This is a genomic window from Streptomyces poonensis, from assembly GCF_014650915.1.
GTDB lineage: Bacteria > Actinomycetota > Actinomycetes > Streptomycetales > Streptomycetaceae > Streptomyces > Streptomyces poonensis.
Genome location: NZ_BMVW01000006.1, coordinates 339894 through 363189 on the forward strand (window position 1 = coordinate 339894; position 23296 = coordinate 363189).

Here is a 23296-nt window from a genome sequence, read left to right on the forward strand (position 1 = left end):
GATCACCCCGGAGCATCACCCCCGGATCCCGGACATCACCCCGAGGCCGGGTCCTGCAGCAGCGCGACGAAGTCCGCGACCGCCGCCTTCACGTCCTCCGCCGTCCACTCCAGCCCGGCCGCGCGTACGCCGATCTCGGTGACGGCAAGATCCGGTCCCTTGGCGTCCCAGGAGTGCGCGAACAGCACGGTTCCCGTCTCCTCGCCCTGCCGTATCGCGGCCTCCGAGAGGACGTCGGCGTCGTACGGCAGCCAGACTTGGAACTCGTGGGTGTGCGGCTCGCCCGGGTGGACGCGCGCCCACGGCACCCCGGCCGCCGCGAACCCCTCGCGCAGCGCGGCGGCGACCACGCGCGCGTGAGCCACGTACTCCGGCAGCCGGGGCAGCTCGCGCTCCAGGCCGGCGAGCGCCGACAGCGCGGTCGGGAACTGCTGGTAGATCTGGCCGCCGTACCGGTGCCTCCAGGCCTTCGCCTCGTCGATCAGTGTCCGGGGGCCGGCGAGCGCGGCTCCGCCGAAGCCGTCGAGCGACTTGTAGAACGACACGTAGACGCTGTCCGCCAGATCGGCGATCTCCTCCAGGGGACGCCCGAAGTGGACGGTGGTCTCCCACAGGCGGGCGCCGTCGAAGTGCACCACCGCGTCCCGCTCCCGCGCGGCCTCGGTGGTCGCGCGGAGCTCCTCCCAGGAGGGCAGCACGAAACCGGCGTCCCTGAGGGGCAGTTCGAGCATCAGTGCTCCGAAGGGCTCCTCGAAGCCGCGTACCTCGTCGGCGGTCGGCAGCCGCGGCTCGGCCGTGACACGGACCGTGCGCAAGCCGCTGACCACGCCGAAGGCGTTCCGTTCGTGCACCTCGGGGTGGGCCAGCGCGTGCAGGGCCACGGTCGGGTTCCCGGTACGGCCGGCCCAGCAGCGCAGGGCGACCTGCTGGGCCATCGTGCCCGTCGGGAAGAACGCGGCGGCCTCCTTGCCGAGCAGCCCGGCGACGCGCTCCTCCAGGACCTCGACGATGCCGCTGCCGTAGATGTCCGCCGACTCGTCCAGGTCGTACAGGTCCGGCGCCGTCTCGTGCAGCAGCGCCAGCCGCTCGCGGACCGTCGCCAGGAAGCCGGGACGCTCCAGTACCCGCCGCGCCGCCCGGTGGGCCGCCCGCCGTCGCTCGGACCGCTGTTTCTTGTCACTGGTATCGCTCACCCCGGGATGATGCCGCGCACCCCACGCGCGCGGCACCCGGTTTCCGTTCCCGCGCGGCCCTCGGCTCACATCCCGTTTCCGTCCCCGTGCGGCCCCCCGGCTCACGACCCGCGCGCGGCACCGGTCGTGTGCCGCCGCGACCCGCCTGCCCACAGCCTGTGGACGACCGGCCGGCCCGCGAGGCAATCGCGTTAACATGACGAGAAATCGTCCGGTACCCGGAGCGGACTGGAACGGGAAGGTCACCATCGAGTGAGTACAGTCCAGCAACCAGACCCCAAGGACCGGCCCGCGCGGCTCACCGTGGGCGTCGTCGGCGCAGGCCGGGTGGGCCCCGCGCTGGCGGCGTCGCTGCAGCTCGCGGGGCATCGCCCGGTGGCCGTCTCGGGAGTCTCCGACGCCTCCCGGCGGCGCGCGGCCGACCTTCTGCCCGACGTTCCGCTGGTGACCCCGTCCGAGGTGCTCCAGCGCTCCGAGCTGGTGCTGCTGACGGTGCCCGACGACGCCCTGCCGGGCCTCGTGGAGGGCCTCGCCGAGACCGGTGCCGTACGGCCGGGACAGCTGCTCGTGCACACCTCGGGGCGGTACGGCGCGAAGGTGCTGGACCCCGCGCTGCGGGCCGGGGCGCTGCCGCTGGCGCTGCACCCCGCGATGACGTTCACCGGCACCCCCGTGGACGTGCAGCGACTGGCCGGGTGCCCCTTCGGGGTCACCGCGCCCGAGGAGCTGCGGCTGGCCGCCGAGGCGCTGGTGATCGAGATGGGCGGCGAGCCCGAGTGGATCGCCGAGTCCGCCCGGCCGCTCTACCACGCGGCCCTCGCCCTGGGCGCCAACCACCTGGTCACCCTGGTCGCCCAGGCCATGGAGCTGCTGCGCACGGCGGGCGTCCAGGCCCCCGACCGCATGCTCGGCCCGCTGCTCGGCGCCGCCCTGGACAACGCACTGCGCTCGGGCGACGCGGCCCTCACCGGCCCCGTCGCGCGCGGGGACGCGGGCACGGTCGCCGCGCACGTCGCCGAGCTGCGCGAGCACGCCCCGCAGACCGTCGACGGCTATCTGGCGATGGCCCGCGCGACCGCCGACCGGGCGCTCGCAGGCGGCCTGCTCAAGCCGGAACTCGCCGAGGACCTCCTCGGGGTACTCGCCCATGGCACGAACCTGCCCGAGAACGGGGAAGACCGATGACCCGCCGCACTTTCGAGCTCGTCCCCACGGTCGCCGACCTGAGGCACGCGCAGGACCGCTTCGCGGGGCCGGGCCGCACCGCCGTCGTCATGACCATGGGCGCCCTGCACGAGGGCCACGCCACCCTGATCCGGGCGGCCCGGGAACACGTCGGCGACGAGGGTTTCGTGACGGTCACCGTCTTCGTGAACCCGCTGCAGTTCGGCGCCGGCGAGGACCTCGACCGCTACCCGCGCACCCTCGACGCCGACCTCAAGGTCGCCGAGCAGGCGGGCGCCGACGTGGTCTTCGCACCCTCCGTGGACGAGGTCTACCCCGGCGGCGAGCCCCAGGTGCGCCTGAGCGCGGGCCGCATGGGAGAGCGCCTGGAGGGCGCCTCGCGGCCCGGCCACTTCGACGGCATGCTCACCGTCGTCGCCAAGCTGCTGCACCTCACCCGGCCCGACGTGGCCCTGTTCGGGCAGAAGGACGCCCAGCAGCTGGCCCTCATCCGCCGCATGGTCCGCGATCTGAACTTCGGCATGGACATCGTCGGTGTGCCGACCGTCCGCGAGGCCGACGGCCTGGCCCTGTCCAGCCGCAACCGCTTCCTGTCCACCGCGGAGCGCTGTACGGCCCTCGCGCTGTCCCAGGCGCTGTTCGCGGGCCGCGACCGGCACGCCGCCCAGGAGGCGCTCCGCGCGCGTGCCCGCGAGGTGCCCGCCACACGCGCGCGTGCCGAGGCGCTCAGCGCGATCGGCGAGTCCCGCGCGGCGGCCGACGCGCACGCCGTCGCCAAGGCCGCCCCGGCCGACCGCTCGGGCCCCGCGGCCGTCCGCGCCGCCGCCCGCCTGGTCCTCGACGACGCCGCCAAGCTGACGCCGCCGCTGGAGCTGGACTACCTGGCCCTCGTCGACCCGGCCGACTTCACCGAGATCGCGGACGACCACACCGGAGAGGCCGTCCTGGCCGTCGCCGCCCGGGTCGGCGGCACCCGGCTGATCGACAACATCCCCCTCACCTTCGGAGCCGCCTCGTGACCACCACAGGCATACGACTGCACGCCCCGGCCCCCGGCTGGGCGATCACCGCGGACGTCGTGGTCGTCGGCTCCGGGGTGGCCGGCCTGACCGCCGCGCTGCGCTGCGAGGCCGCCGGCCTGGACACCGTGGTCGTCACCAAGGCCCGTCTCGACGACGGCTCCACCCGCTGGGCCCAGGGCGGCATAGCCGCGGCCCTCGGCGAGGGCGACACCCCCGAGCAGCACCGCGACGACACCCTCGTGGCGGGCGCGGGACTGTGCGACGAGGACGCCGTGCGCCTCCTCGTCACCGAGGGCCCGGACGCGGTCCGCCGCCTGATCGACACGGGCGCCCGCTTCGACGAGTCCTCCGAAGGAGAACTGGAGCTCACCCGGGAGGGCGGCCACCACCGCCGCCGCATCGCGCACGCGGGCGGCGACGCCACCGGTGCCGAGATCTCCCGGGCACTCGTCGAGGCCGTCCGCGCGCGCGGGCTCCGTACCGTCGAGAACGCGCTCGTGCTCGACCTCCTCACCGACGCCGACGGCCGCACCGCGGGCGTCACCCTGCACGTCATGGGCGAGGGCCGGCACGACGGCGTGGGCGCCGTCCACGCGCCCGCCGTGGTCCTCGCCACCGGCGGCATGGGCCAGGTCTTCTCGGCCACCACCAACCCCTCCGTCTCCACCGGCGACGGCGTGGCCCTCGCCCTGCGCGCGGGCGCCGAGGTCAGCGACCTGGAGTTCGTGCAGTTCCACCCGACGGTGCTCTTCCTCGGACCCGAAGCGGAGGGCCAGCAGCCCCTCGTCTCCGAGGCCGTACGGGGAGAGGGCGCCCACCTGGTCGACGCGGACGGCGTGCGCTTCATGACCGGGCAGCACGAACTGGGCGAGCTGGCACCCCGCGACATCGTCGCCAAGGGCATCATGCGCCGCATGCGGGAGCAGGGCACCGAGCACATGTACCTGGACGCCCGGCACTTCGGCGCCCAGATGTGGGAGCAGCGCTTCCCGACGATCCTCGCCGCCTGCCGCGCCCACGGCATCGATCCGGTCACCGAGCCGGTCCCGGTCGCGCCGGCGGCCCACTACGCCTCCGGCGGCGTGCGCACGGACGACCACGGCCGGACGACCGTACCGGGCCTGTACGCCTGCGGCGAGGTCGCCTGCACCGGCGTCCACGGCGCCAACCGGCTCGCCTCCAACTCCCTCCTCGAGGGACTCGTCTACGCCGAGCGCATCGCCGCCGACATCGCCGAGGTCCGGGACGCCGGCGGCCTCCCCGCGCGCGCGGCGCAGCCCGTCGCGCACCCGGAGCAGCCCGCGCACCCGCTGCTCGCCCCGGAGGCCCGCTTCGCCATCCAGCGGATCATGACGAACGGCGCGGGCGTCCTGCGCTCGGCCGCATCCCTGGACGCCGCGGCGGCCGCCCTCGACCGGCTGGACACCGACGCGCGCGACGCCCTCGACGAGAACGGCAAGACCGCCGAGCCCGGCGTCGACAGCTGGGAGACCACCAACCTCCTGTACGTGGCCCGCGTGCTGGTCGCCGCCGCCCGGCTGCGCGAGGAGACCCGCGGCTGCCACTGGCGCGAGGACCACGCCGAGCGCGACGACACGGACTGGCGGCGCCACATCGTCGTACGGCTGAATACCGACCGTGCACTGGCCGTGCACACCACGGACACCCCACACTTCCCAGCGACCCTCCCGCCGGTTCCGGGCCCCGCCCGGCCCGCTGCGGATCCCCACACCCCGGCCCCCGTGCCCTCCCCAGGAGCAGTGACGAAGTGAGTACCCCCGACCTTCCCCTCGCCCAGAGCGGCGGCTGCGGCGACGGCTGCGCCTGCGGCACGGACCAGGACACGGACGCCCTCGAGGCGTACCTGGAGTGCGGGCTCGACCCCGCGCTCGCCGAGCTCCTCGCCGACGCCGGGCTCGACCCCGTGGAGGTCGAGGACATCGCCAACGTGGCCATCCAGGAGGACCTGGACAACGGCGTCGACGTCACCACGGTCGCCACCATCCCGGAGGACGCCCGTGCCACCGCGGACTTCACCGCGCGCGAGGCGGGCGTCGCGGCGGGCCTCAGAGTCGCCGAGGCGGTCCTCTCCGTGGTCTGCACCGACGAGTTCGAGGTCGAGCGGCACGTGGAGGACGGCGACCGCGTCGAGGCCGGCCAGAAGCTGCTGAGCGTCACGACCCGCACCCGCGACCTGCTCACGGCCGAGCGCAGCGCGCTGAACATCCTGTGCCGCCTCTCCGGCATCGCGACGGCCACGCGCGCGTGGGCGGACGCCCTGGACGGCACCAAGGCGAAGGTCCGCGACACCCGGAAGACGACGCCCGGGCTGCGCTCCCTGGAGAAGTACGCCGTCCGCTGCGGCGGCGGGGTCAACCACCGCATGTCCCTGTCGGACGCGGCCCTCGTCAAGGACAACCACGTGGTCGCCGCGGGCGGCGTCGCGCAGGCCTTCAAGGCGGTACGGGAGAGGTTCCCGGACGTGCCGATCGAGGTCGAGGTCGACACCCTGCACCAGCTGCGCGAGGTCGTCGACGCGGGCGCCGACCTGATCCTGCTGGACAACTTCACGCCGGCCGAGTGCGCGGAGGCGGTCGCCCTCGTCGGCGGCCGCGCCCTGCTGGAGGCCTCCGGCCGCCTCACGCTGGACAACGCCCGGGCGTACGCGGACACGGGCGTGGACTTCCTGGCCGTGGGCGCCCTGACCCACTCCTCGCCGATCCTCGACATCGGCCTCGACCTGCGAGCGGCGGAGTAGGAAGCGGGGGTAGGGCCATGCTGCTGACGATCGACGTGGGCAACACCCACACCGTCCTGGGTCTGTTCGACGGCGAGGACATCGTCGAACACTGGCGCATCTCCACGGACGCGCGCCGTACGGCCGACGAGCTGGCGGTGCTGCTCCAGGGCCTGATGGGCATGCACCCGCTCCTCGGCGAGGAGCTCGGCGACGGCATCGACGGCATCGCGATCTGCTCGACGGTGCCGTCCGTCCTGCACGAGCTGCGCGAGGTGACCCGCCGGTACTACGGCGACGTCCCCGCGGTCCTGGTCGAGCCGGGCATCAAGACGGGCGTGCCGATCCTCGTGGACAACCCCAAGGAGGTCGGCGCCGACCGCATCATCAACTCGGTGGCGGCGGTCGAGCTGTACGGCGGTCCCGCGATCGTCGTGGACTTCGGCACGGCGACGACGTTCGACGCGGTGTCCGCGCGCGGGGAGTACGTGGGCGGGGTGATCGCGCCGGGCATCGAGATCTCGGTGGAGGCGCTCGGCATCCGCGGTGCCCAGCTTCGCAAGATCGAACTGGCCCGCCCGCGCGCAGTGATCGGCAAGAACACGGTCGAGGCCATGCAGTCGGGCATCGTCCACGGCTTCGCGGGCCAGGTCGACGGCGTGGTGGGCCGCATGGCCCGGGAACTCGCGGACGACCCCGACGACGTCACGGTCATCGCCACGGGCGGCCTGGCCCCCATCATCCTCGGCGAGGCGTCGGTCATCGACGAGCACGAGCCCTGGCTGACGCTGATCGGCCTGCGCCTGGTGTACGAGCGCAACATCGCCCGCATGTGAACACCGACGTGCCCCTTACGGCACGTGAGGCTTCATGAACACCTCGGAGGGGTGTCCCGCGAAGGTGTTCCGCCGGGGTGCCCGGCGAGCACCCTGGCGCATCGGGACACCCCTCCGTGTTGCCGTGACCACGCCCCGGACCGACGCCCGCCCGGGTGGCTCGGCCGCGCCACGCCCGCCGATCACACCGCTTTTGTCTGATTAGCGCGTATTGTCGCTGCATGCCCACGCCCTACGGATCCCGCGGCGCCATGGCGTTCGGCGCGGAGGAGCTGCGTGTGCTCCGCCGTGCCCTCGCCCTCGCCCTCAATCCCCGCTCCGCCTCAGCCGAGGACGTACACGACTGCCTGCGGCTCGCCGAGTCCGTCGACGAGGCGGCCCGCGAGAGCGCCCGGCTGAGGGCCTTCCTGCTGGCCGACCTCGCCCGGTACCGTGCCGCTCTCCCCGGCACCGCCGCGGGCTACCTGGCACTCCTGGAGGAGGCCCTGGGAGCCGGTCACCAGGCCACCCCGGACGACTTCGCGGCGCTGCGCGCCCTGCGGGGCAACGCCGCCGCGGCCGCTCTGCTGGAGCGCTGCGCGCCCACGCGTCAGAGTCCCGGACAGGGCGACGCCGGGCACCCGGCGACGGCCACCTCCCCCGCTGCCTCCACCGCCGCGGCGCTTCCCGCTGCCGCCGCCGTACCGGCCTCACGTACCCGGCTGACGGCCCTCCCCGGAGGGGTGGCCGCCGGAACGCGCGCGCGGGCCACAGCCGACGCGCCCGGCGGCGCGGGCGGCCCCGCGGACCAGCCGGCCAGGCCCGCCGAGCCCGCGCCGCCCGCCCGGGAACCCGGGGCCTCGCCCCGCCCCCAGGCTCCGAGCCCGGCCCGCCGGCCCATTCCGACCCCCGGCGAGGTCTTCCCGCCCAAGCGCAAGCCGGTCCCGCCGGCGGCCACGTCCCGCCGGCTCGTCGCAGGCTGAGGCCTGCCGCAGCGCGGTCCGGAGCCCGCCCGGGCGGGCGGGCTCCGCGCGCGACCGGGGCGCGAGTCCGACGGCGTCCGACCGAGACCGAAGCGCGACCGGCCGAGACCGAAGCGCGACCGGGATGCAGGCCCGGGAGCGAGCCGGATCGCGGCCGTGGCGGGCCGGGTCCTGTCGAAGCTGCGGCGCGGGTGGCGGCCGTGCACAGGCCGCAGCCCGCCCCGCACAGCCCGAGCCAGGGACGGGCCGGAGCGCGAGTCAGGGACGGGCCGAGGTCCGAGCCAGAAACGGGCCGCAGCGCGAGCCAGGGACGGGCCGGGGCCCGAGTCAAGAACGGACAGAGGTCCGAGCCAGGGACGGACCGAGGCCCGAGCCAGGGACGGCCCGGAGTGCGAGCCGGAGCATGACTCCGCCCGCCTCGCCGGCCCCCACCCGACCGGGACCTACCGGACACCCCTGGCTACCCTGGTTCCATGGACTACGTCTCCGCGCTCCTGCCGCCCGTCGTGATGGCCGTGTTCTTCATCAGCGTCATCCGGGTCATCGTGAAGACCCAGGGGGGCTCCAACAAGGCCAAGGAGGACGCCATCGTCGACGCCGCCCTCGCGCGCGCGGAGAACGTCCGGCAGACCTCCACCGGCGAAGCCAAGGGCTGAGCCCGGCACCTCGCGGCGGGACCCGGAACGAAACCGGACTCCGCACTCCACGGCGTACGACTCATCTGCTTTTCGAGTCGTACGCCCTTTTTGTTCCCCTTCTCCCGCTAAGGTGTTGAGTTGTGCCTCGCCCATTGGGAGAACTCGAAGACGCGGTCATGACGCGGGTGTGGAAGTGGAACCGCCCGGTGACCGTTCGGGAAGTCCTGGAAGACCTTCAACAGGAACGGTCCATCGCATACACCACTGTGATGACCGTTCTGGACAATCTCCATCAGAAGGGCTGGGTGCGCCGCGAGGCGGAAGGCCGGGCCTATCGATATGAGGCGGTCTCCAGCCGCGCCGCCTACGCGGCCGCTCTCATGAACGACGCCTGGTCGCAGAGCGACAACCCCGCGGCCGCGCTCGTCGCCTTCTTCGGCATGATGAGCGAGGAACAGAGACAGGCGCTGCGTGACGCCGTCCGTATCGTGCAAGGCCCCGAGCCCGCCGAAACCGCTGCTGAAACCGCCGTCGAATCACCGGGCGAATCATCCGCGGCCGCCACGGACCGCGATGAGAACCCCGCCTCCCGGCAGGACGGGACCAGGCGATAGCGTCCGCTCATGCCAGCGACGAGTCCCGAAGTCACCGCAAAAGCCATCACGGTCCGGCGGGCCAGGACCGGCGATGTCCCGCACGTCCGGCGCCTGCTTGACGCGTACGTCCGCCAGGGCATCCTGCTCGACAAAGCCACCGTGACGCTTTACGAGGACATCCAGGAGTTCTGGGTCGCCGAACGCGATGACAACGCGCAGGTGGTGGGCTGCGGAGCACTGCACGTGATGTGGGAAGACCTCGCGGAAGTCCGCACTCTCGCGGTGGATCCCGAGGCCAGGGGACTGGGCGTGGGCCACCAGTTGCTGCAGAAGTTGCTGCACACCGCCCGCTGGCTGGGTGTTCGGCGGGTTTTCTGCCTGACCTTCGAAGTGGACTTCTTCGCCAAGCACGGCTTCGTGGAGATCGGCGAGACACCGGTGGACACCGATGTCTACGCGGAGCTGCTGCGTTCCTATGACGAGGGCGTGGCTGAGTTCCTCGGTCTCGAACGAGTGAAACCGAACACCTTGGGCAACAGCCGGATGCTTCTGCATCTGTGATGGCCGGGGATCGCCGCAACGATCGGGCGGGATCGAGGAGGGTCTATTCCGGTAGTCCGCGTTGCCCGGGTTCCCTATGTCCGAAACGCGTACGTTTCCGGTCTTCCCCGGGTGTGCGGTCCTCTCCCGGGGGTTTGTGTTTTTCCAGCAAAAGCGGTTTGCTTTCCGACGTACTGCAGTACTGCATATAACAGGGGACGTGAAACAGCGGCTCCGGCCGCGGACCCTCGGCCCTCAAGTTATCGATGAAAGGAAATCCGGTGGCACAGAAGGTTCAGGTCCTTCTTGTCGACGACCTCGACGGTGGCGAGGCGGACGAGACCGTGACGTTCGCGCTGGACGGCAAGACGTACGAGATCGACCTCACGACCGCCAACGCGGACAAGCTCCGCGGCCTTCTTGAGCCCTACGTGAAGGGCGGTCGTCGTACCGGAGGCCGCGCTTCGGCCGGGCGCGGAAAGACGCGTGCGGCCTCCGGCGGCAGCCAGGACACCGCGCAGATCCGCGCCTGGGCGAAGGAGAACGGTTACGAGGTCAACGACCGCGGCCGGGTCCCCGCGTCCATCCGCGAGGCATACGAGAAGGCCAACGGCTGAGCGCACATCCGCCGCAGCCGGACCCGGTGGCACTCATTGGCCACCGTGTCCACCAGTCGTACGAGGTCGGGAGTGCCCCCGCCGCCCGCCGGCGCCGACAGCGCCGGGAGCGACGCCTCCACCTCGCACCCCGGCTCGGGGGGCCGCAACCACACGGCGGCCTCCCGCGGACCGGACCGGACCGGGGGTGACGGCCGGCCCGGGACCGGAATCCCGGCGCCTCCGCCGGGGAGCGAGGCATCCCGCCCGCCTCCGCCCCGCCACGGGAGCGGGGCCTCCATGCGGCCGCCCGCGCCGAGGACCGCGAGATTCAGCTCGAGGCCTCCCCAGTCCAGCCACTCCAGCAGGCCCGGCAGCTCCTCCGCGCTGCCCGCGGCGACCAGGAACCGCATCCGCCCTCCGTGCAGAGCCACCGGAGAGCCCGCTCCCGCCCCCGGCCCGGTCCGCGGAGGTACCCGCCGCAGCGCCACGACGCCGGCCTCCGCGGGGACGTCGAGCACGTCGAAACGCAGACCCGTCATGAGCCGTACCGGCGATCCGGGCACCGTGGACCAGCCGAGCCCGTCCTCGTACCACCGCCGCACTCCGTCGCCCGGACCGGGCGAACAGCGGGGAAGGGGGACGATGAGTGCCATGTGCGGACCAACCGCCCGTCTCGCCCCGGGGTTACGCTGGGTACGCCGCCATGCGCCGAGAGTGGTGAAAGAGGGGGTGTCCCGGAGTGGGCACCGGCGCAAGGATGTTCGCCCGTAGCGGAGGGAACCGGTGCACGCGGCATGGAGTGTCAGTGCGTACGGGTAAGACATCCCTAGTGGGAGGGGGCGACACGCAGGCAAGGCCGTCTCACGTTCGCCATCGGCGTACTGGTGGTGGGGGTAAGTGCCTGGCCTGCGGGAACATCGTCTCGCACCATCGGGTTGGAGCAGATGTCGGCGTTCGGGGTCAGGAGGCCAAGGACGGTGTCGGCAGTTGGAATGAGCGGTCCCCGCTTGCGGGACTAAGCTGCGGAAGGACAGCGAGGGGAGCGTCCCCTCACTGCCTGACCGCTCTGAGGAGCGATTAACGATGTTCGAGAGGTTCACCGACCGCGCGCGGCGGGTTGTCGTCCTGGCTCAGGAAGAGGCCCGGATGCTCAACCACAACTACATCGGCACTGAGCACATCCTCCTGGGCCTGATCCACGAGGGTGAGGGTGTCGCCGCTAAGGCCCTGGAGAGCCTCGGGATCTCGCTTGAGGCTGTCCGCCAGCAGGTGGAGGAGATCATCGGCCAGGGCCAGCAGGCGCCCTCGGGCCACATCCCCTTCACCCCCCGTGCCAAGAAGGTCCTGGAGCTGTCGCTCCGCGAGGCCCTTCAGCTGGGTCACAACTACATCGGCACGGAGCACATCCTGCTCGGCCTGATCCGTGAGGGCGAGGGCGTCGCCGCCCAGGTCCTGGTCAAGCTGGGCGCCGATCTCAACCGGGTGCGGCAGCAGGTCATCCAGCTGCTCTCCGGTTACCAGGGCAAGGAGACCGCTACCGCCGGCGGTCCTGCCGAGGGCACGCCCTCCACGTCCCTGGTCCTCGACCAGTTCGGCCGGAACCTCACGCAGGCGGCCCGCGAGTCCAAGCTCGACCCGGTCATCGGGCGCGAGAAGGAGATCGAGCGGGTCATGCAGGTGCTGTCCCGCCGTACCAAGAACAACCCGGTGCTGATCGGTGAGCCCGGCGTCGGCAAGACCGCCGTCGTCGAGGGCCTCGCCCAGGCCATCGTCAAGGGCGAGGTGCCCGAGACCCTCAAGGACAAGCACCTCTACACCCTCGACCTCGGTGCCCTGGTCGCCGGCTCCCGCTACCGCGGTGACTTCGAGGAGCGCCTGAAGAAGGTCCTCAAGGAGATCCGCACCCGCGGCGACATCATCCTGTTCATCGACGAGCTCCACACGCTGGTCGGTGCGGGTGCCGCCGAGGGCGCCATCGACGCGGCGAGCATCCTCAAGCCGATGCTGGCCCGTGGCGAGCTGCAGACCATCGGTGCCACCACGCTGGACGAGTACCGCAAGCACCTGGAGAAGGACGCGGCCCTGGAGCGCCGCTTCCAGCCCATCCAGGTCGCGGAGCCCTCGCTCCCGCACACCATCGAGATCCTCAAGGGCCTGCGCGACCGGTACGAGGCGCACCACCGCGTCTCCATCACGGACGAGGCCCTGGTGCAGGCGGCGACGCTCGCCGACCGCTACATCTCGGACCGCTTCCTCCCGGACAAGGCGATCGACCTGATCGACGAGGCCGGCTCCCGGATGCGCATCCGCCGGATGACCGCGCCGCCGGACCTCCGCGAGTTCGACGAGAAGATCGCCGGCGTCCGCCGTGACAAGGAGTCCGCGATCGACTCGCAGGACTTCGAGAAGGCCGCCTCCCTCCGCGACAAGGAGAAGCAGCTCCTGGCCGCCAAGGCCAAGCGGGAGAAGGAGTGGAAGGCCGGCGACATGGACGTCGTCGCCGAGGTCGACGGCGAGCTGATCGCCGAGGTCCTCGCCACGGCCACCGGCATCCCGGTCTTCAAGCTGACCGAGGAGGAGTCCAGCCGCCTGCTCCGCATGGAGGAGGAGCTGCACAAGCGGGTCATCGGCCAGGACGACGCCGTCAAGGCGCTGTCGAAGGCGATCCGCCGTACGCGCGCGGGGCTCAAGGACCCGAAGCGCCCGGGTGGCTCGTTCATCTTCGCCGGCCCGTCCGGTGTCGGTAAGACCGAGCTGTCCAAGGCCCTCGCGGAGTTCCTCTTCGGTGACGAGGACGCGCTGATCTCCCTCGACATGTCGGAGTTCAGTGAGAAGCACACGGTCTCGCGTCTCTTCGGTTCGCCCCCCGGCTACGTGGGCTACGAGGAGGGCGGCCAGCTGACGGAGAAGGTGCGCCGCAAGCCGTTCTCGGTCGTCCTCTTCGACGAGGTCGAGAAGGCCCACCCGGACATCTTCAACTCGCTGCTGCAGATCCTGGAGGACGGTCGCCTGACCGACTCCCAGGGCCGGGTCGTGGACTTCAAGAACACGGTCATCATCATGACGACCAACCTCGGCACCCGGGACATCTCCAAGGGCTTCAACCTCGGCTTCGCCGCCGCGGGTGACACGAAGACCAACTACGAGCGCATGAAGAACAAGGTCTCGGACGAGCTCAAGCAGCACTTCCGGCCCGAGTTCCTCAACCGCGTCGACGACGTGGTCGTCTTCCCGCAGCTGACGCAGGCCGACATCCTCCGGATCGTCGACCTGATGATCAGCAAGGTGGACGAGCGCCTGAAGGACCGGGACATGGGCATCGAGCTCTCCCAGTCCGCCAAGGAGCTGCTCTCCAAGAAGGGCTACGACCCCGTGCTGGGCGCCCGGCCGCTGCGCCGCACCATCCAGCGCGAGATCGAGGACACCCTCTCGGAGAAGATCCTCTTCGGCGAGCTGCGTCCGGGCCACATCGTGGTCGTGGACACCGAGGGCGAGGGCGAGACCAAGACCTTCACCTTCCGCGGTGAGGAGAAGTCGGCCCTGCCGGACGTCCCGCCGATCGAGCAGGCGGCGGGTGGCGGTCCCAACCTGAGCAAGGACGCGTAGGCGCTGCGCTCGGCCTGAGCGGTAGGGGGTGCCCCGGAGTTTCGGCTCCGGGGCACCCCCTTTTTTTGTCTCGCGTTCAGAGCACGACGTCGGTGCTCTCGAGGACCCGGGTGTCGGGAAGAAGTCCGAGGATGTGCTCCGGCACGTCGGTCGTCTCGGATGCGAGGTAGATCTCGACCGTCCGCAGGTTCGGGAAGAGGTGCGGGAGCTTCGACAGGTCCTCGGCGCCCGTGAACCAGTTGAGCCGCAGACGGGTGACGCCCGGCAGCGCGGGGCCCGCCTGCCATCCGGTCGCGTTCCAGATGATGCGCAGTTCCTCCAGGTACGGAAGCCGCGCGATCTCCTCGAAGTCATCGGGAGTGAGCGCCTCCGGTAGCTTGGCGAGGCTCAGCTTGCGCACCGACTCCAGACGGCTCAGGCCGCGCAGCCCGGTGTGCTTCAGTGCGTCCCTGGTGAAGCGGAGGTACTCCAGCGGCAGGCCTGCGGGGAGTGCGGCGTCGACGGACTCGGCGCACAGCGGGATGCCGAGGTCGAGCGACCTCAGAGTGGCCGATGCCGCGAGGCAGTCGAGAGCACCCGGCCGTACCAGTCCGGCGAGGCGGTTCAGCGACAGCCAGGGGAGCGGGAGCTCGGTGAGCGGGGTCAGGTCGGCCAGGCGAGGGCTGCCGTCGAGGTCGAGATGGGCGAGGCGGTCCTGCTCAGCCAGGAAGCTCACGTCCTCGAGGACCTGGTTGTCCCGGACGATGAGCTTGTCCACCTGGCCGGGCAGGAGACCGGCACGGATGTCCGCCGAGCGGATGTCACCGGCCAGCCTCAGGCGGGACCGGCCACCGAGCTCCCGTAGGGCGAGCAGGTGCTCGGCCGAGTGGGCGCTGAAGTAGAGGCCCTCTTCCGGGAGGCGGGCGATGATCTCCTCCGCGTATTGCCGCGTATCGAACCGGTGCCACGTCCAGCCGAGCTGGGCGCGTACGGACAGGTAGGGGTGCGATCGGAAACGGGTCAGCACAGGGAGTGCAGCGTCCGTGCCGACGAGCGACGCCGTGACGACCACCGCCCGCGCCTCCGCGTCCGTCAGGCCCTCCGGCCCCGGCAGCAGCTCCAGCACCAGCGGCCCGCACGCTGCCAGCAGCCGGGCCTCCTCGGCCGTACGCGGAGGGATCAGCGCGGCGGCGCCCCGCTCCACGGCGGCCCGTACCGCCGGATCGAGCTGCGTGGCGTGTTCCAGGCAGGCCAGCGCCAGGAGCCGTACCCGCGCCGAGGCCGCACCGTCCAGCTGCTCGGCCGACTCGTTCATCGCCCCCAGCAGTTCGGCCCGCTCCCGGGGACGGGCGTGGGCGACCGACATCCGGATCACGTCCGCCCACTGCTCGTCCACGGCGTTGCGTACGAGCAGGCCGAAGTCGCCGTCCTCCACGGCGGCCTTCGCGCCCAGGTAGTCCTGGAAGGTGCGGTGGACGAACTCCACCGTCCCCACGGTGGGTTCGCGGAGCAGGCCGCTGCGGACCAGGAGGTGGCGCAGGATCCGCTCGGCGTCGCCCTGGGCCGCCGCGGCGGGCAGTGAGGGCAGGATGTCGGCGACGATGCGCACGGCGCGGTCGCGGTCCATCTCGGTCTGGTGGTTGCGGATGAGCCAGTACGCGAGGCGCTGCAGCAGCTGGACCTGCGGGAGTTCGGTGAGGTGGAGGTCGTCCTCGCCGCTTCCCCGGAACATGTCGCGCTCCTCGTCGCGGCGCGCGAGCAGCATGGAGAGGGCCGCTTCGTACAGCTCGGGCCTGCCGTGCGGGAGGTAGCCGCGGCGGTCGCGGTGGAGGGCGCAGATCAGCCCGCACATCAGGGGGTTCGTGGCGAGGAGGCCGAGGTCGGCCTTGGTGCGGACGGCCTCCAGCAGGGAGCGTTCGTAGCCGTCGAGGCGGTCGGTGTCGGGTGCGTCGAGACGGGCCGCCGTGTGCCAGCGGGCGATGAACGCGGCCACGTCGTTCCGGCTCATCGGCGAGAGGGCCAGCTCGGTGAAGCCCTCCGGGGTGAGCCAGTCCGCGCGGACGGCGGAGGGCCGCGAGGTGACCAGCCACTGGTTGCCGGGATAAACCTGCAGCAGGTCGCGCAGCCAGCGCCGGGTGCGGTCGCGGTCACGTTCGGGGATCTCGTCGATGCCGTCGACCAGGAGCAGGCCCCGGCGGGCGGTGAGCACGCGGTCCGTCCACCCGGCGGGCTGGGCGGCGTGGAAGGGCACGCGGACGGCGGCGAGGAAGGCGTCGGGGGAGGGCGGGCCGCCGGGGTGGCGGACGAGCGTACGGAGGGGGAGGACGAACGGGACGCGGTCACCGCGTTCGCCGCGGGCCGCCGTCACCGCGAGCCACTGCACGAGCGTGGTCTTGCCGGAGCCGGCGACCCCGCGCAGCAGTACGCGGTCGTGGTCGGCCAGGGCCTGTTCGGCGGGCAGGGAGGTGGACGCGATGTGCGCCCCGCCCCGGTCGACGGGCTCGTCGTCCTCCCCCGGGCGCAAAGCCTGGAGGCTCAGATAAGCGGCGTCCAGGGGCCAGCGCTCCGGGGAGTTGACGAGATCGATGCCGTAGATCGTGAGATGGCTGTTCTTCGTGGCCACATACGCCAGGTAGCGCTGCTCGAAGGCCGTGTCGGTGCCGCCGGGCAAGGGCGTCCGGGCGATCAGCTCGTCCACCTTCGCTATCAGTTCGGCCTGTCTGCGGGTCTGCTCCACGAGCGTGCGGGGGACAAAGGTGGAGCGCTGGGTGAAGAAGTGCAGGATGTGCAGACAGGCCGTGTCGAGGACGCGCTGGTAGAAGAGGGTGGCGTCGAGGGAGAGATGGCGGTCGGGGGTGCCGCTCTCCGCGCGCAGGTGCAGGGCGAGGGTCTGCTGTCCCAGCTGCACGGCCTGGACGTCGGTCATGTCGAGGTCGCCCAGGGCGTACAGGGTGGTGGCGAGGGCGTGGACGACGGCGGGTTCCTCGTCGTGGCCCACCGGACGTTCGCCGGCCTTGAGGGCGCGCCGGACCAGTTCGGTCGCGATCCTGGTGAGCTCCTTCTCCGCCAGCGTGCGTTTCTCCCCGCGGAACGAGACGAACTCGGAGACGCGCACCGGTCTGTCGACGAGCCCGGCCCCCGGCCCTTCCGTCACGAAGAGCCTCTTCACGAGCGGTGTCATCACGCTCGACGCCAGCCTCACGCCGATGGCCGCCGGTTCCATGTCGCCTCCCCCGGGAGCACGGTCGCCTGTGCGGGCTCAGCGTACGGTTCGCGGGCGCCCGGAGGACGAGTGGCCCCCGCCACATTCAGGGAAGTCCGCAGCTCTGGCGCCGGTGACATGCGGCACGAGAGGCGTGTCACTTACTAGGGGGAATAGTGATGCGGGATAGATGGGGCGAATAGGACGTTCAGTGTCAGGGGGGCCTATTTTTGGGCTGGCTTTCGGCGCTTCCGCGGGTTGTCCGGGTGGCGGATCGAATGTCAGTGTGTGGGTGGATTTCCAGTGATGTACGGCCTTCCGTCGTAGATCACAGTTCTTGTCACGGATAGGGACCCCAGGTACCAAGGATGAGTCCGTTCGGCAGCCCTGGATGCGCCGGACGGTTCAGTCCCCGGACTTCGTGTCCATGGACGTCATGCCCACCGGGAGCCCCGCCGCCGCGGCGCCGGTGTGTCCTGTCCCCGCATCTGTGAGGTTGTTTGATGTCGAAGGCTGTCCGTTCCCGCCTGTCCCGTTCGTCCCTGCTCCGTCTGCGCTCGGCCGCCGTGGCCGCCGGCCTGGGAGTCGCGGTCGCGGGTGGCGTCGGGGCCGGCATGGCGACCGCGGCGGACACGGCTGCCCCCGCTGCCGCCGCCGCCCCGGCCGCCGCCGCCAAGAAGGCCACCTCCTGGGTCGTCCCCGTCCAGGACTACACGCTCTCCGCCAGCTTCAACCAGGCCGGCAGCATGTGGACCGCCAAGCACAGCGGGCAGGACTTCGCCGTGCCGAGCGGCACGAAGGTCGTGGCCGCGCACGACGGCACCGTCGTCAAGGCCGGCGGCAACGGCGCCGGTGACGGTCCCGCGTACGGCAACGCCATAGTGATCAAGCACGACAACGGCACGTACTCCCAGTACGCCCACCTGTCGCGCATCGACGTGAAGATAGGCCAGACCGTCAAGACCGGTCAGCAGATCGCCCTCTCCGGCAACACCGGTAACTCCAGCGGTCCGCACCTGCACTTCGAGATCCGTACGACCGCCAACTACGGCTCCGCCGTGAACCCGGTCGCCTTCCTGCGGAGCAAGGGCATCACGCTCTGACGCTCGCTGCGAGGCTCGCTCCGACGCTCTGATGTCCTGACGGGCGCAACGCCCTGACGCACAACGCCCTGACGCCATGCGTCAGGGCGTCCTGCGTCAGGAGGGCCGTGTCAGGAGGGCAGGAGGGCTGTACTAGCGGGCTGTGTCAGGAGGGCAGGAGGGCTGTACTAGCGGGCTGTGTCAGGACGGCCGTGTCAGGACGGCCGGTCCTCTCCGGTGCTCCCGTGCGCCTGTGTCACCAAGTCGATCGCGACCTCGAGGACCGCCTTGCGTTTCTCCTCGGGGTCGCCTTCGACCTCCCGGAGGACGAACATCCCGGCGTGCATCGTGAAGAGGGCGCTGATGCAGCGGACCTGGTCGGGCAGGGGCGCGTCCGGGTCCTTGATGATGTCCATCATCCTGATCATGCGGCTCTTGAACGTCTCGCCGACGCTCAGCTCCCGTACCGTCGCCTGGTTCTCCTGCATGAAGCGGAAGAGCGGGGCCGCGCCGGAGAGTGCGTCGCTGTAGCGGCGGAGGACCTCCCGCTTGGTGTCGAGCGTGCGTGGCCGGTTCCCGGCCCACTCGATCAGCTCGTCGATCGGCCTGGTCAGATCCTCGAAGAGGCTGACGAGGATGTCCTCCTTGGTCTTGAAGTGGTAGTAGAGCGCGGCCTTGGTGACGTCGAGCCGCTCCGCGATCTCGCGCAGTGACGTCTTCTCGTAGCCCTGCTCGGCGAAGAGTTCCAGCGCCACGTCCTGGATGCGCTTGCGGGTGTTCCCGCGACGCCGGTGCCCGGTGCCGTCCGTACCGCGCACGCTGCCCTCGCTCTCCGCGCCGCTCACGCCGCCCGTGTCACCCATGGTGCCGCCCATCCTCACCCAAACTTACTTGACGCCCGGCTAGTTACTTGTCTACGTTCCCAGTGTAGTGAACTAGCCGGGCGGCAAGTAAGTGGCCGGGTCGGCTCTACGCGGAGGTCCGAGAGGACCCAGGGGGACGACAGGGGGAGTGAAGGCCATGGCTGACGCGCGTACGGACGCGGCGGGAGCCGCAGCGAGGGAGAGAGCGGCCGAGGGTGGCGCACAGCCGAGGAGCGTGCGGGTCGTTCTGTTAGCCCTCATGATCGCGATGCTGCTCGCGATGCTGGACAACATGATCATCGGTACGGCCATGCCGACGATCGTGGGCGAACTGGGCGGGCTGGAACACCTGTCGTGGGTCGTCACCGCCTATACGCTCGCGACCGCCGCCTCCACCCCGATCTGGGGCAAGGTCGGCGACATGTACGGGCGCAAGGGGGCCTTCCTCACCTCGATCGTGATCTTCCTGATCGGCTCGGCGCTCAGCGGCATGGCCCAGGACATGGGGCAGCTCATCGGGTTCCGGGCGGTGCAGGGGCTGGGCGCCGGCGGGCTGATGGTCGGCGTCATGGCGATCATCGGTGATCTGATACCGCCGCGGGAGCGCGGCCGGTACCAGGGGATGATGGCCGGTGTGATGGCGTTCGCCATGATCGCCGGGCCGCTGGTGGGCGGCACGATCACCGATCACTGGGGCTGGCGCTGGTCGTTCTACATCAATGTGCCGCTGGGCATCGTGGCCCTGGTCGCCGTCACCGCCGTACTGCATCTGCCGAAGAAGGCGGCGAACCGGTCGTGGCGGCGCGTCGACTTCTTCGGGGCCACGCTGCTGACCGTCGGCATCACCGCGATCGTGCTCGTCACCACCTGGGGCGGCACGGAGTACGCGTGGGACTCGCCCGTGATCATGGAGCTGACCGCCATCGGGGTGGCGGCGCTCGTGGGGTTCGTGTTCGTGGAGGCGAAGGCGGCGGAGCCGGTCATGCCGCTGCACATCTTCCGCAACCGCAACTTCTCGCTGATGTCGGTGATCGGGTTCATCACCGGGTTCGTGATGTTCGGGGCCGTCCTCTTCCTGCCGCTGTTCCAGCAGTCCGTGCAGGGGGCGTCCGCGACCAACTCCGGACTGTTGCTGCTGCCGATGCTGGGCGCGATGCTCGCCGTGTCGATGGTGGCGGGGCGGGTGACCACCCAGTCCGGGAAGTACAAGGTGTTCCCGGTCGTGGGCAGTGTGCTGATGGTCGGCGGGCTGTTCCTGCTCGCACAGATGGACACCGGGACGTCCCGGGTGACGTCAGGTATCTACATGGCCGTGCTCGGTGCCGGCATGGGGTGCCTGATGCAGATCACCATGCTGGTCGCGCAGAACAGCGTCGAGATGAAGGACATGGGCGTAGCCTCCTCGTCCACCACCCTGTTCCGTACGCTCGGGTCGTCCTTCGGCGTCGCGATCATGGGAGCGCTGTTCAACCACAAGGTGCAGGACGTGATGGCCGAGCGGGCCGGCGACCTCGGCTCCCAGGTGACCGAGCAGTCCGCGCAGCTCGACGCGGCGAGCCTGGCGAAGCTGCCGGAGGCGGCACGGGAGGCGTACCAGTACGCGGTCGCCGCGGGCACGCACTCCGCCTTCCTGCTGGGGGCCGTGGTGGCCGTCCTGGCGCTGGTGGCGGCGGTGTTCGTCAAGGAAGTGCCGCTGAAGGGGGCCGGGGAGCCCGAGCAGAAGCCGGGGCCGGAGTCCGCGGGGCCCTCGGAGGCGAAGGCGGTCGCCGAGCCGGTGTGACATGAGCCGTGTGCGGGCGGACCGTGTGGAAACGGCTGTGTGCGGGCGGACCGTGTGGGAACGGCTGTGTGCGGGCGGCCACGTGCAGGACGGCCATGTGCGGGCGGACCATGTGTCGGCGCACCGTGTGTGAGCGACCGTGTGCGGGGCCCCGCCCGGCCCCCGTCAGGTCTCCCGGGCGGGCAGCACCACCACCGGATAGCTCCCCGTGCTCGTCGGCGCGTGCTCCGGCAGCCACAGGATCGCCACCGCGCCCTCCGCGGGCGCGTCCTGCGGCGCACCGGCGGGGCGTACGTTGCGGAAGGTCAGCCGGGCACCGAGCACCCGCGCCTGACCGGCCGCGATGGTCAGGCCCAGCCCGTGACCCTGGCCCGCCCGGTCGGACGAGCCCGTACGGAAACGGCGCGGACCGTCGGCGAGGAGGTCCTCGGGGAAGCCGGGACCGTGGTCGCGGACCCGGATCACCCGGCCCTCGACCGTCACCTCGATCGGGGGCCTGCCGTGCCGCGCGGCGTTGGCCAGCAGATTGAACAGGACACGCTCCAGCCGGCGTGGATCCGTCGTCACCTCCGACTCGTGCAGCACACGCACCGTGACGTCCGCGTCCTTGGCGGCCACGCGCCGGGCCACGAACTCGCCGAGCAGGATGTCCTGGAGCTCGGCCCGCTCCGAGGCGCCGTCGAGCCGGGCGACCTCCAGCACGTCCTCGACCAGTGTGCGCATCGCCTGGGCGCGGTCGCGGACCAGTTCCGTGGGGCGGCCCGGCGGCAGCAGCTCCGCCGCTGTCAGCAGACCCGTGACCGGGGTGCGCAGCTCGTGCGCGATGTCCGCCGTCACCCTGCGCTCGGCCTCGATGCGCTGCTGGAGCGCGTCCGCCATGGCGTCCACGGCGCGGGCGAGGTCATCGGTCTCGTCGCGTGCGACACCGCCGATCGCGCCCCCGACGCGTACCTCCGTCTCGCCCTTGGCGACGCGGTTCGCGGCAGCCGCGGCCTTGCGCAGCCGGCGCGACATCCGGCCACCGATGAGGACGCCGAGCGCGCAGCCGCCGAGGACGACCGCGATCGAGCCGATGAGCAGGGCCTGGTCGAGGTCCTTCATCACATCGGTGCTGCGGTCTGTGAAGCGTGTGTGCAGCGACAGCACGCGCCCGTCCTTGAGCGGCACCGCGGCCCAGATGTCCGGCACGCCGTGGGCGCCCTCGGCGACGTATGTGGCGCGCCGGCCCTGTGCGACCTTCGCCATCAGGTCCTTCGGGACGGCCGGGTCGTCGACCTGGACGCCGAAGGCCCCCTGGTTCTGCTGGCGGCCCGACTCGTACATGCGCTGGGCGACCTGGAGGCGCTCGTCGGCCAGGTCGCGTGAGTTGTCGAGCATCGACACGCGCGCCGCGTTGTGCACCACCAGGCTCAGCGCCAGTGCCACCAGCGCGCCGACCAGGGCGATCGCCGCGCTGAGCTTCCAGCGCAGGCCGGTGCGCAGGCCGGTGCGCAGACCGATGCGTGGTCCCGTTCGTGAGCCGGTGCGGGGATTTGTGCGCGGGCCGCCGGTGCGCGGGCCGGTACCGACGTCCGTACCGACGTCCGTACCGACGTCCGTGCCGGGGTCCGTGCGCGGGCCGGTGCGTGGGCCCGAGCCGCCGCGGAGCAGGTGTGCCGTCGGCCGTTTCGTCGGCCTCGGCCGCCGAGTGGTGCCCACCGCTCAGGCCTTCAGCTTGTAGCCGAAGCCGCGGACCGTCTCGATCCGGTCCTGGCCGATCTTCGTGCGCAGCCGCTGCACATGGACGTCCACGACCCGGGTGTCACCGCCCCAGCCGTAGTCCCACACACGTTCCAGCAGCCTGTCGCGGGACAGCACCGTGCCCGGCGCCGAGGAGAACTCCAGCAGCAGCCGCATCTCCGTCGGCGTCAGCGCCACCGGCCGCCCGGACCGCCGTACCTCCATGCCCTCGGTGTCGACCTCCAGGTCGCCGTCACCGAAGGTCAGCAGCCCGTCCGAGGCGCCGGACGCGGAGTCCTCCGCCCGGCCCGCGCCCCCGCTCGCGTGCCCGAACCGCCGCAGCACCGCACGGATGCGCGCCACCAGCACGGCACCGTCGAACGGCTTGGTCACGTAGTCGTCCGCTCCGGCCTCCAGGCCGAGGACGACGTCGATGGAGTCGGCACGCGCCGACAGCATGATCACGGGCACGGTCGACTCGTCCCGGATCCGGCGGCAGAGGCTCACCCCGTCCAGGCCCGGCACCATCACGTCCAGCAGCGCGATGTCGGGCCGGTCGGCACGGAACGCCTCCAGGCCCGACAGTCCGTCGGGCACGGCGGTGACCACGAAGCCGTTCCGCTCCAGCGCGAGCTGGGTGGCTTCGCGGATGACGTCGTCGTCCTCGACGAAGAGGACGTGGGTCTGCTCTGCCATCCCTGTTCCCGGTGCTCTCTTGTTCCTTGTGTTCCTGAGTGCTTGCCTGCTCGCTGTCCGC

General features: G+C 71.5%; 19 protein-coding genes. 13 read left to right on the forward strand and 6 right to left on the reverse strand.

All coding sequences use genetic code 11. From position 1 onward, the window contains the following. Positions 1 to 35: 35 nt before the first annotated feature. The gene (locus IE242_RS18435) at positions 36 to 1193 is read right to left on the reverse strand and encodes a threonine aldolase family protein (protein ID WP_229859078.1); all 1158 of its coding nucleotides are present in this window, start codon (positions 1191 to 1193) and stop codon (positions 36 to 38) included. Between the two features lie 252 nt (positions 1194 to 1445). Between IE242_RS18435 and IE242_RS18440 the strand changes: the two genes are divergently transcribed. The 10 genes from IE242_RS18440 to IE242_RS18485 all read left to right on the forward strand — a co-directional run bounded on the left by IE242_RS18440 (position 1446) and on the right by IE242_RS18485 (position 10326). After that, on the forward strand, positions 1446 to 2378 hold the full coding sequence (locus IE242_RS18440) for a Rossmann-like and DUF2520 domain-containing protein (RefSeq protein WP_189860543.1): 933 nt from the start codon (positions 1446 to 1448) through the stop codon (positions 2376 to 2378). Then, on the forward strand, positions 2375 to 3397 hold the full coding sequence (gene panC, locus IE242_RS18445; protein WP_189860545.1) for a pantoate--beta-alanine ligase: 1023 nt from the start codon (positions 2375 to 2377) through the stop codon (positions 3395 to 3397). The genes IE242_RS18440 and panC overlap by 4 nt, the downstream gene beginning before the upstream one ends. Beyond that, positions 3394 to 5172 carry an L-aspartate oxidase gene (locus IE242_RS18450; protein ID WP_189860547.1) on the forward strand — a complete coding sequence of 593 codons (1779 nt, stop codon included), beginning with the start codon at positions 3394 to 3396 and terminating at the stop codon, positions 5170 to 5172. Before panC ends, IE242_RS18450 begins: the two co-directional genes overlap by 4 nt. Beyond that, positions 5169 to 6158 carry a carboxylating nicotinate-nucleotide diphosphorylase gene (gene nadC / locus IE242_RS18455; protein WP_189860549.1) on the forward strand — a complete coding sequence of 330 codons (990 nt, stop codon included), beginning with the start codon at positions 5169 to 5171 and terminating at the stop codon, positions 6156 to 6158. Before IE242_RS18450 ends, nadC begins: the two co-directional genes overlap by 4 nt. Before the next feature lie 17 nt (positions 6159 to 6175). Further along, entirely contained in the window at positions 6176 to 6973 is a 798-nt protein-coding gene (locus tag IE242_RS18460) for a type III pantothenate kinase (RefSeq protein ID WP_189860551.1), read from the forward strand. Positions 6974 to 7194: 221 nt separating this feature from the next. Next, positions 7195 to 7935 carry a hypothetical protein gene (locus tag IE242_RS18465; protein WP_229859080.1) on the forward strand — a complete coding sequence of 247 codons (741 nt, stop codon included), beginning with the start codon at positions 7195 to 7197 and terminating at the stop codon, positions 7933 to 7935. A gap of 473 nt (positions 7936 to 8408) precedes the next feature. Continuing rightward, positions 8409 to 8591: a hypothetical protein gene (locus IE242_RS18470; protein WP_189860553.1), complete on the forward strand. Its 183-nt coding sequence runs from the start codon at positions 8409 to 8411 to the stop codon at positions 8589 to 8591. Positions 8592 to 8749: 158 nt separating this feature from the next. Continuing rightward, entirely contained in the window at positions 8750 to 9187 is a 438-nt protein-coding gene (locus IE242_RS18475) for a BlaI/MecI/CopY family transcriptional regulator (protein ID WP_229859115.1), read from the forward strand. A 9-nt stretch (positions 9188 to 9196) separates the two neighbouring features. Further along, entirely contained in the window at positions 9197 to 9730 is a 534-nt protein-coding gene (locus IE242_RS18480) for an amino-acid N-acetyltransferase (RefSeq protein WP_189860556.1), read from the forward strand. 260 nt (positions 9731 to 9990) lie between these two features. After that, the gene (locus tag IE242_RS18485; protein WP_189860558.1) at positions 9991 to 10326 is read left to right on the forward strand and encodes a histone-like nucleoid-structuring protein Lsr2; all 336 of its coding nucleotides are present in this window, start codon (positions 9991 to 9993) and stop codon (positions 10324 to 10326) included. On the opposite strand, the gene IE242_RS18490 is transcribed toward IE242_RS18485, so the two are convergent. After that, positions 10257 to 11132, reverse strand: a complete 876-nt coding sequence (locus tag IE242_RS18490; protein WP_506417248.1) for an SCO3374 family protein — start codon at positions 11130 to 11132, stop codon at positions 10257 to 10259. The two genes, IE242_RS18485 and IE242_RS18490, sit on opposite strands and share 70 nt — an antisense overlap. A 259-nt stretch (positions 11133 to 11391) precedes the next feature. On the opposite strand from IE242_RS18490, the gene IE242_RS18495 reads away from it, so the two are divergent. Beyond that, a complete protein-coding gene (locus tag IE242_RS18495) occupies positions 11392 to 13914 on the forward strand; it encodes an ATP-dependent Clp protease ATP-binding subunit (RefSeq protein ID WP_189860562.1) in 2523 nt (840 codons plus the stop codon). A gap of 76 nt (positions 13915 to 13990) precedes the next feature. Here IE242_RS18495 and IE242_RS18500 read toward each other — a convergent pair whose 3' ends face one another. Then, entirely contained in the window at positions 13991 to 17116 is a 3126-nt protein-coding gene (locus IE242_RS18500; protein WP_189860564.1) for an NACHT domain-containing protein, read from the reverse strand. 482 nt (positions 17117 to 17598) lie between these two features. Between IE242_RS18500 and IE242_RS18505 the strand changes: the two genes are divergently transcribed. Beyond that, positions 17599 to 18198, forward strand: coding sequence for a M23 family metallopeptidase (locus IE242_RS18505; RefSeq protein ID WP_189860566.1), 600 nt, complete (start codon positions 17599 to 17601; stop codon positions 18196 to 18198). A gap of 194 nt (positions 18199 to 18392) precedes the next feature. Here the strand turns inward: IE242_RS18505 and IE242_RS18510 are convergent, their stop codons facing one another. Beyond that, positions 18393 to 19040: a TetR/AcrR family transcriptional regulator gene (locus IE242_RS18510; RefSeq protein WP_189860568.1), complete on the reverse strand. Its 648-nt coding sequence runs from the start codon at positions 19038 to 19040 to the stop codon at positions 18393 to 18395. Between the two features lie 157 nt (positions 19041 to 19197). Between IE242_RS18510 and IE242_RS18515 the strand changes: the two genes are divergently transcribed. Continuing rightward, complete coding sequence (locus IE242_RS18515; RefSeq protein ID WP_189860570.1) at positions 19198 to 20820, forward strand: MDR family MFS transporter; 1623 nt, start codon at positions 19198 to 19200, stop codon at positions 20818 to 20820. Positions 20821 to 20985: 165 nt separating this feature from the next. On the opposite strand, the gene cseC is transcribed toward IE242_RS18515, so the two are convergent. Further along, positions 20986 to 22320, reverse strand: a complete 1335-nt coding sequence (gene cseC, locus IE242_RS18520) for a two-component system sensor histidine kinase CseC (protein WP_229859118.1) — start codon at positions 22318 to 22320, stop codon at positions 20986 to 20988. A gap of 201 nt (positions 22321 to 22521) precedes the next feature. Continuing rightward, a complete protein-coding gene (gene cseB / locus IE242_RS18525; protein ID WP_189860572.1) occupies positions 22522 to 23235 on the reverse strand; it encodes a two-component system response regulator CseB in 714 nt (237 codons plus the stop codon). Positions 23236 to 23296 lie beyond the last annotated feature (61 nt).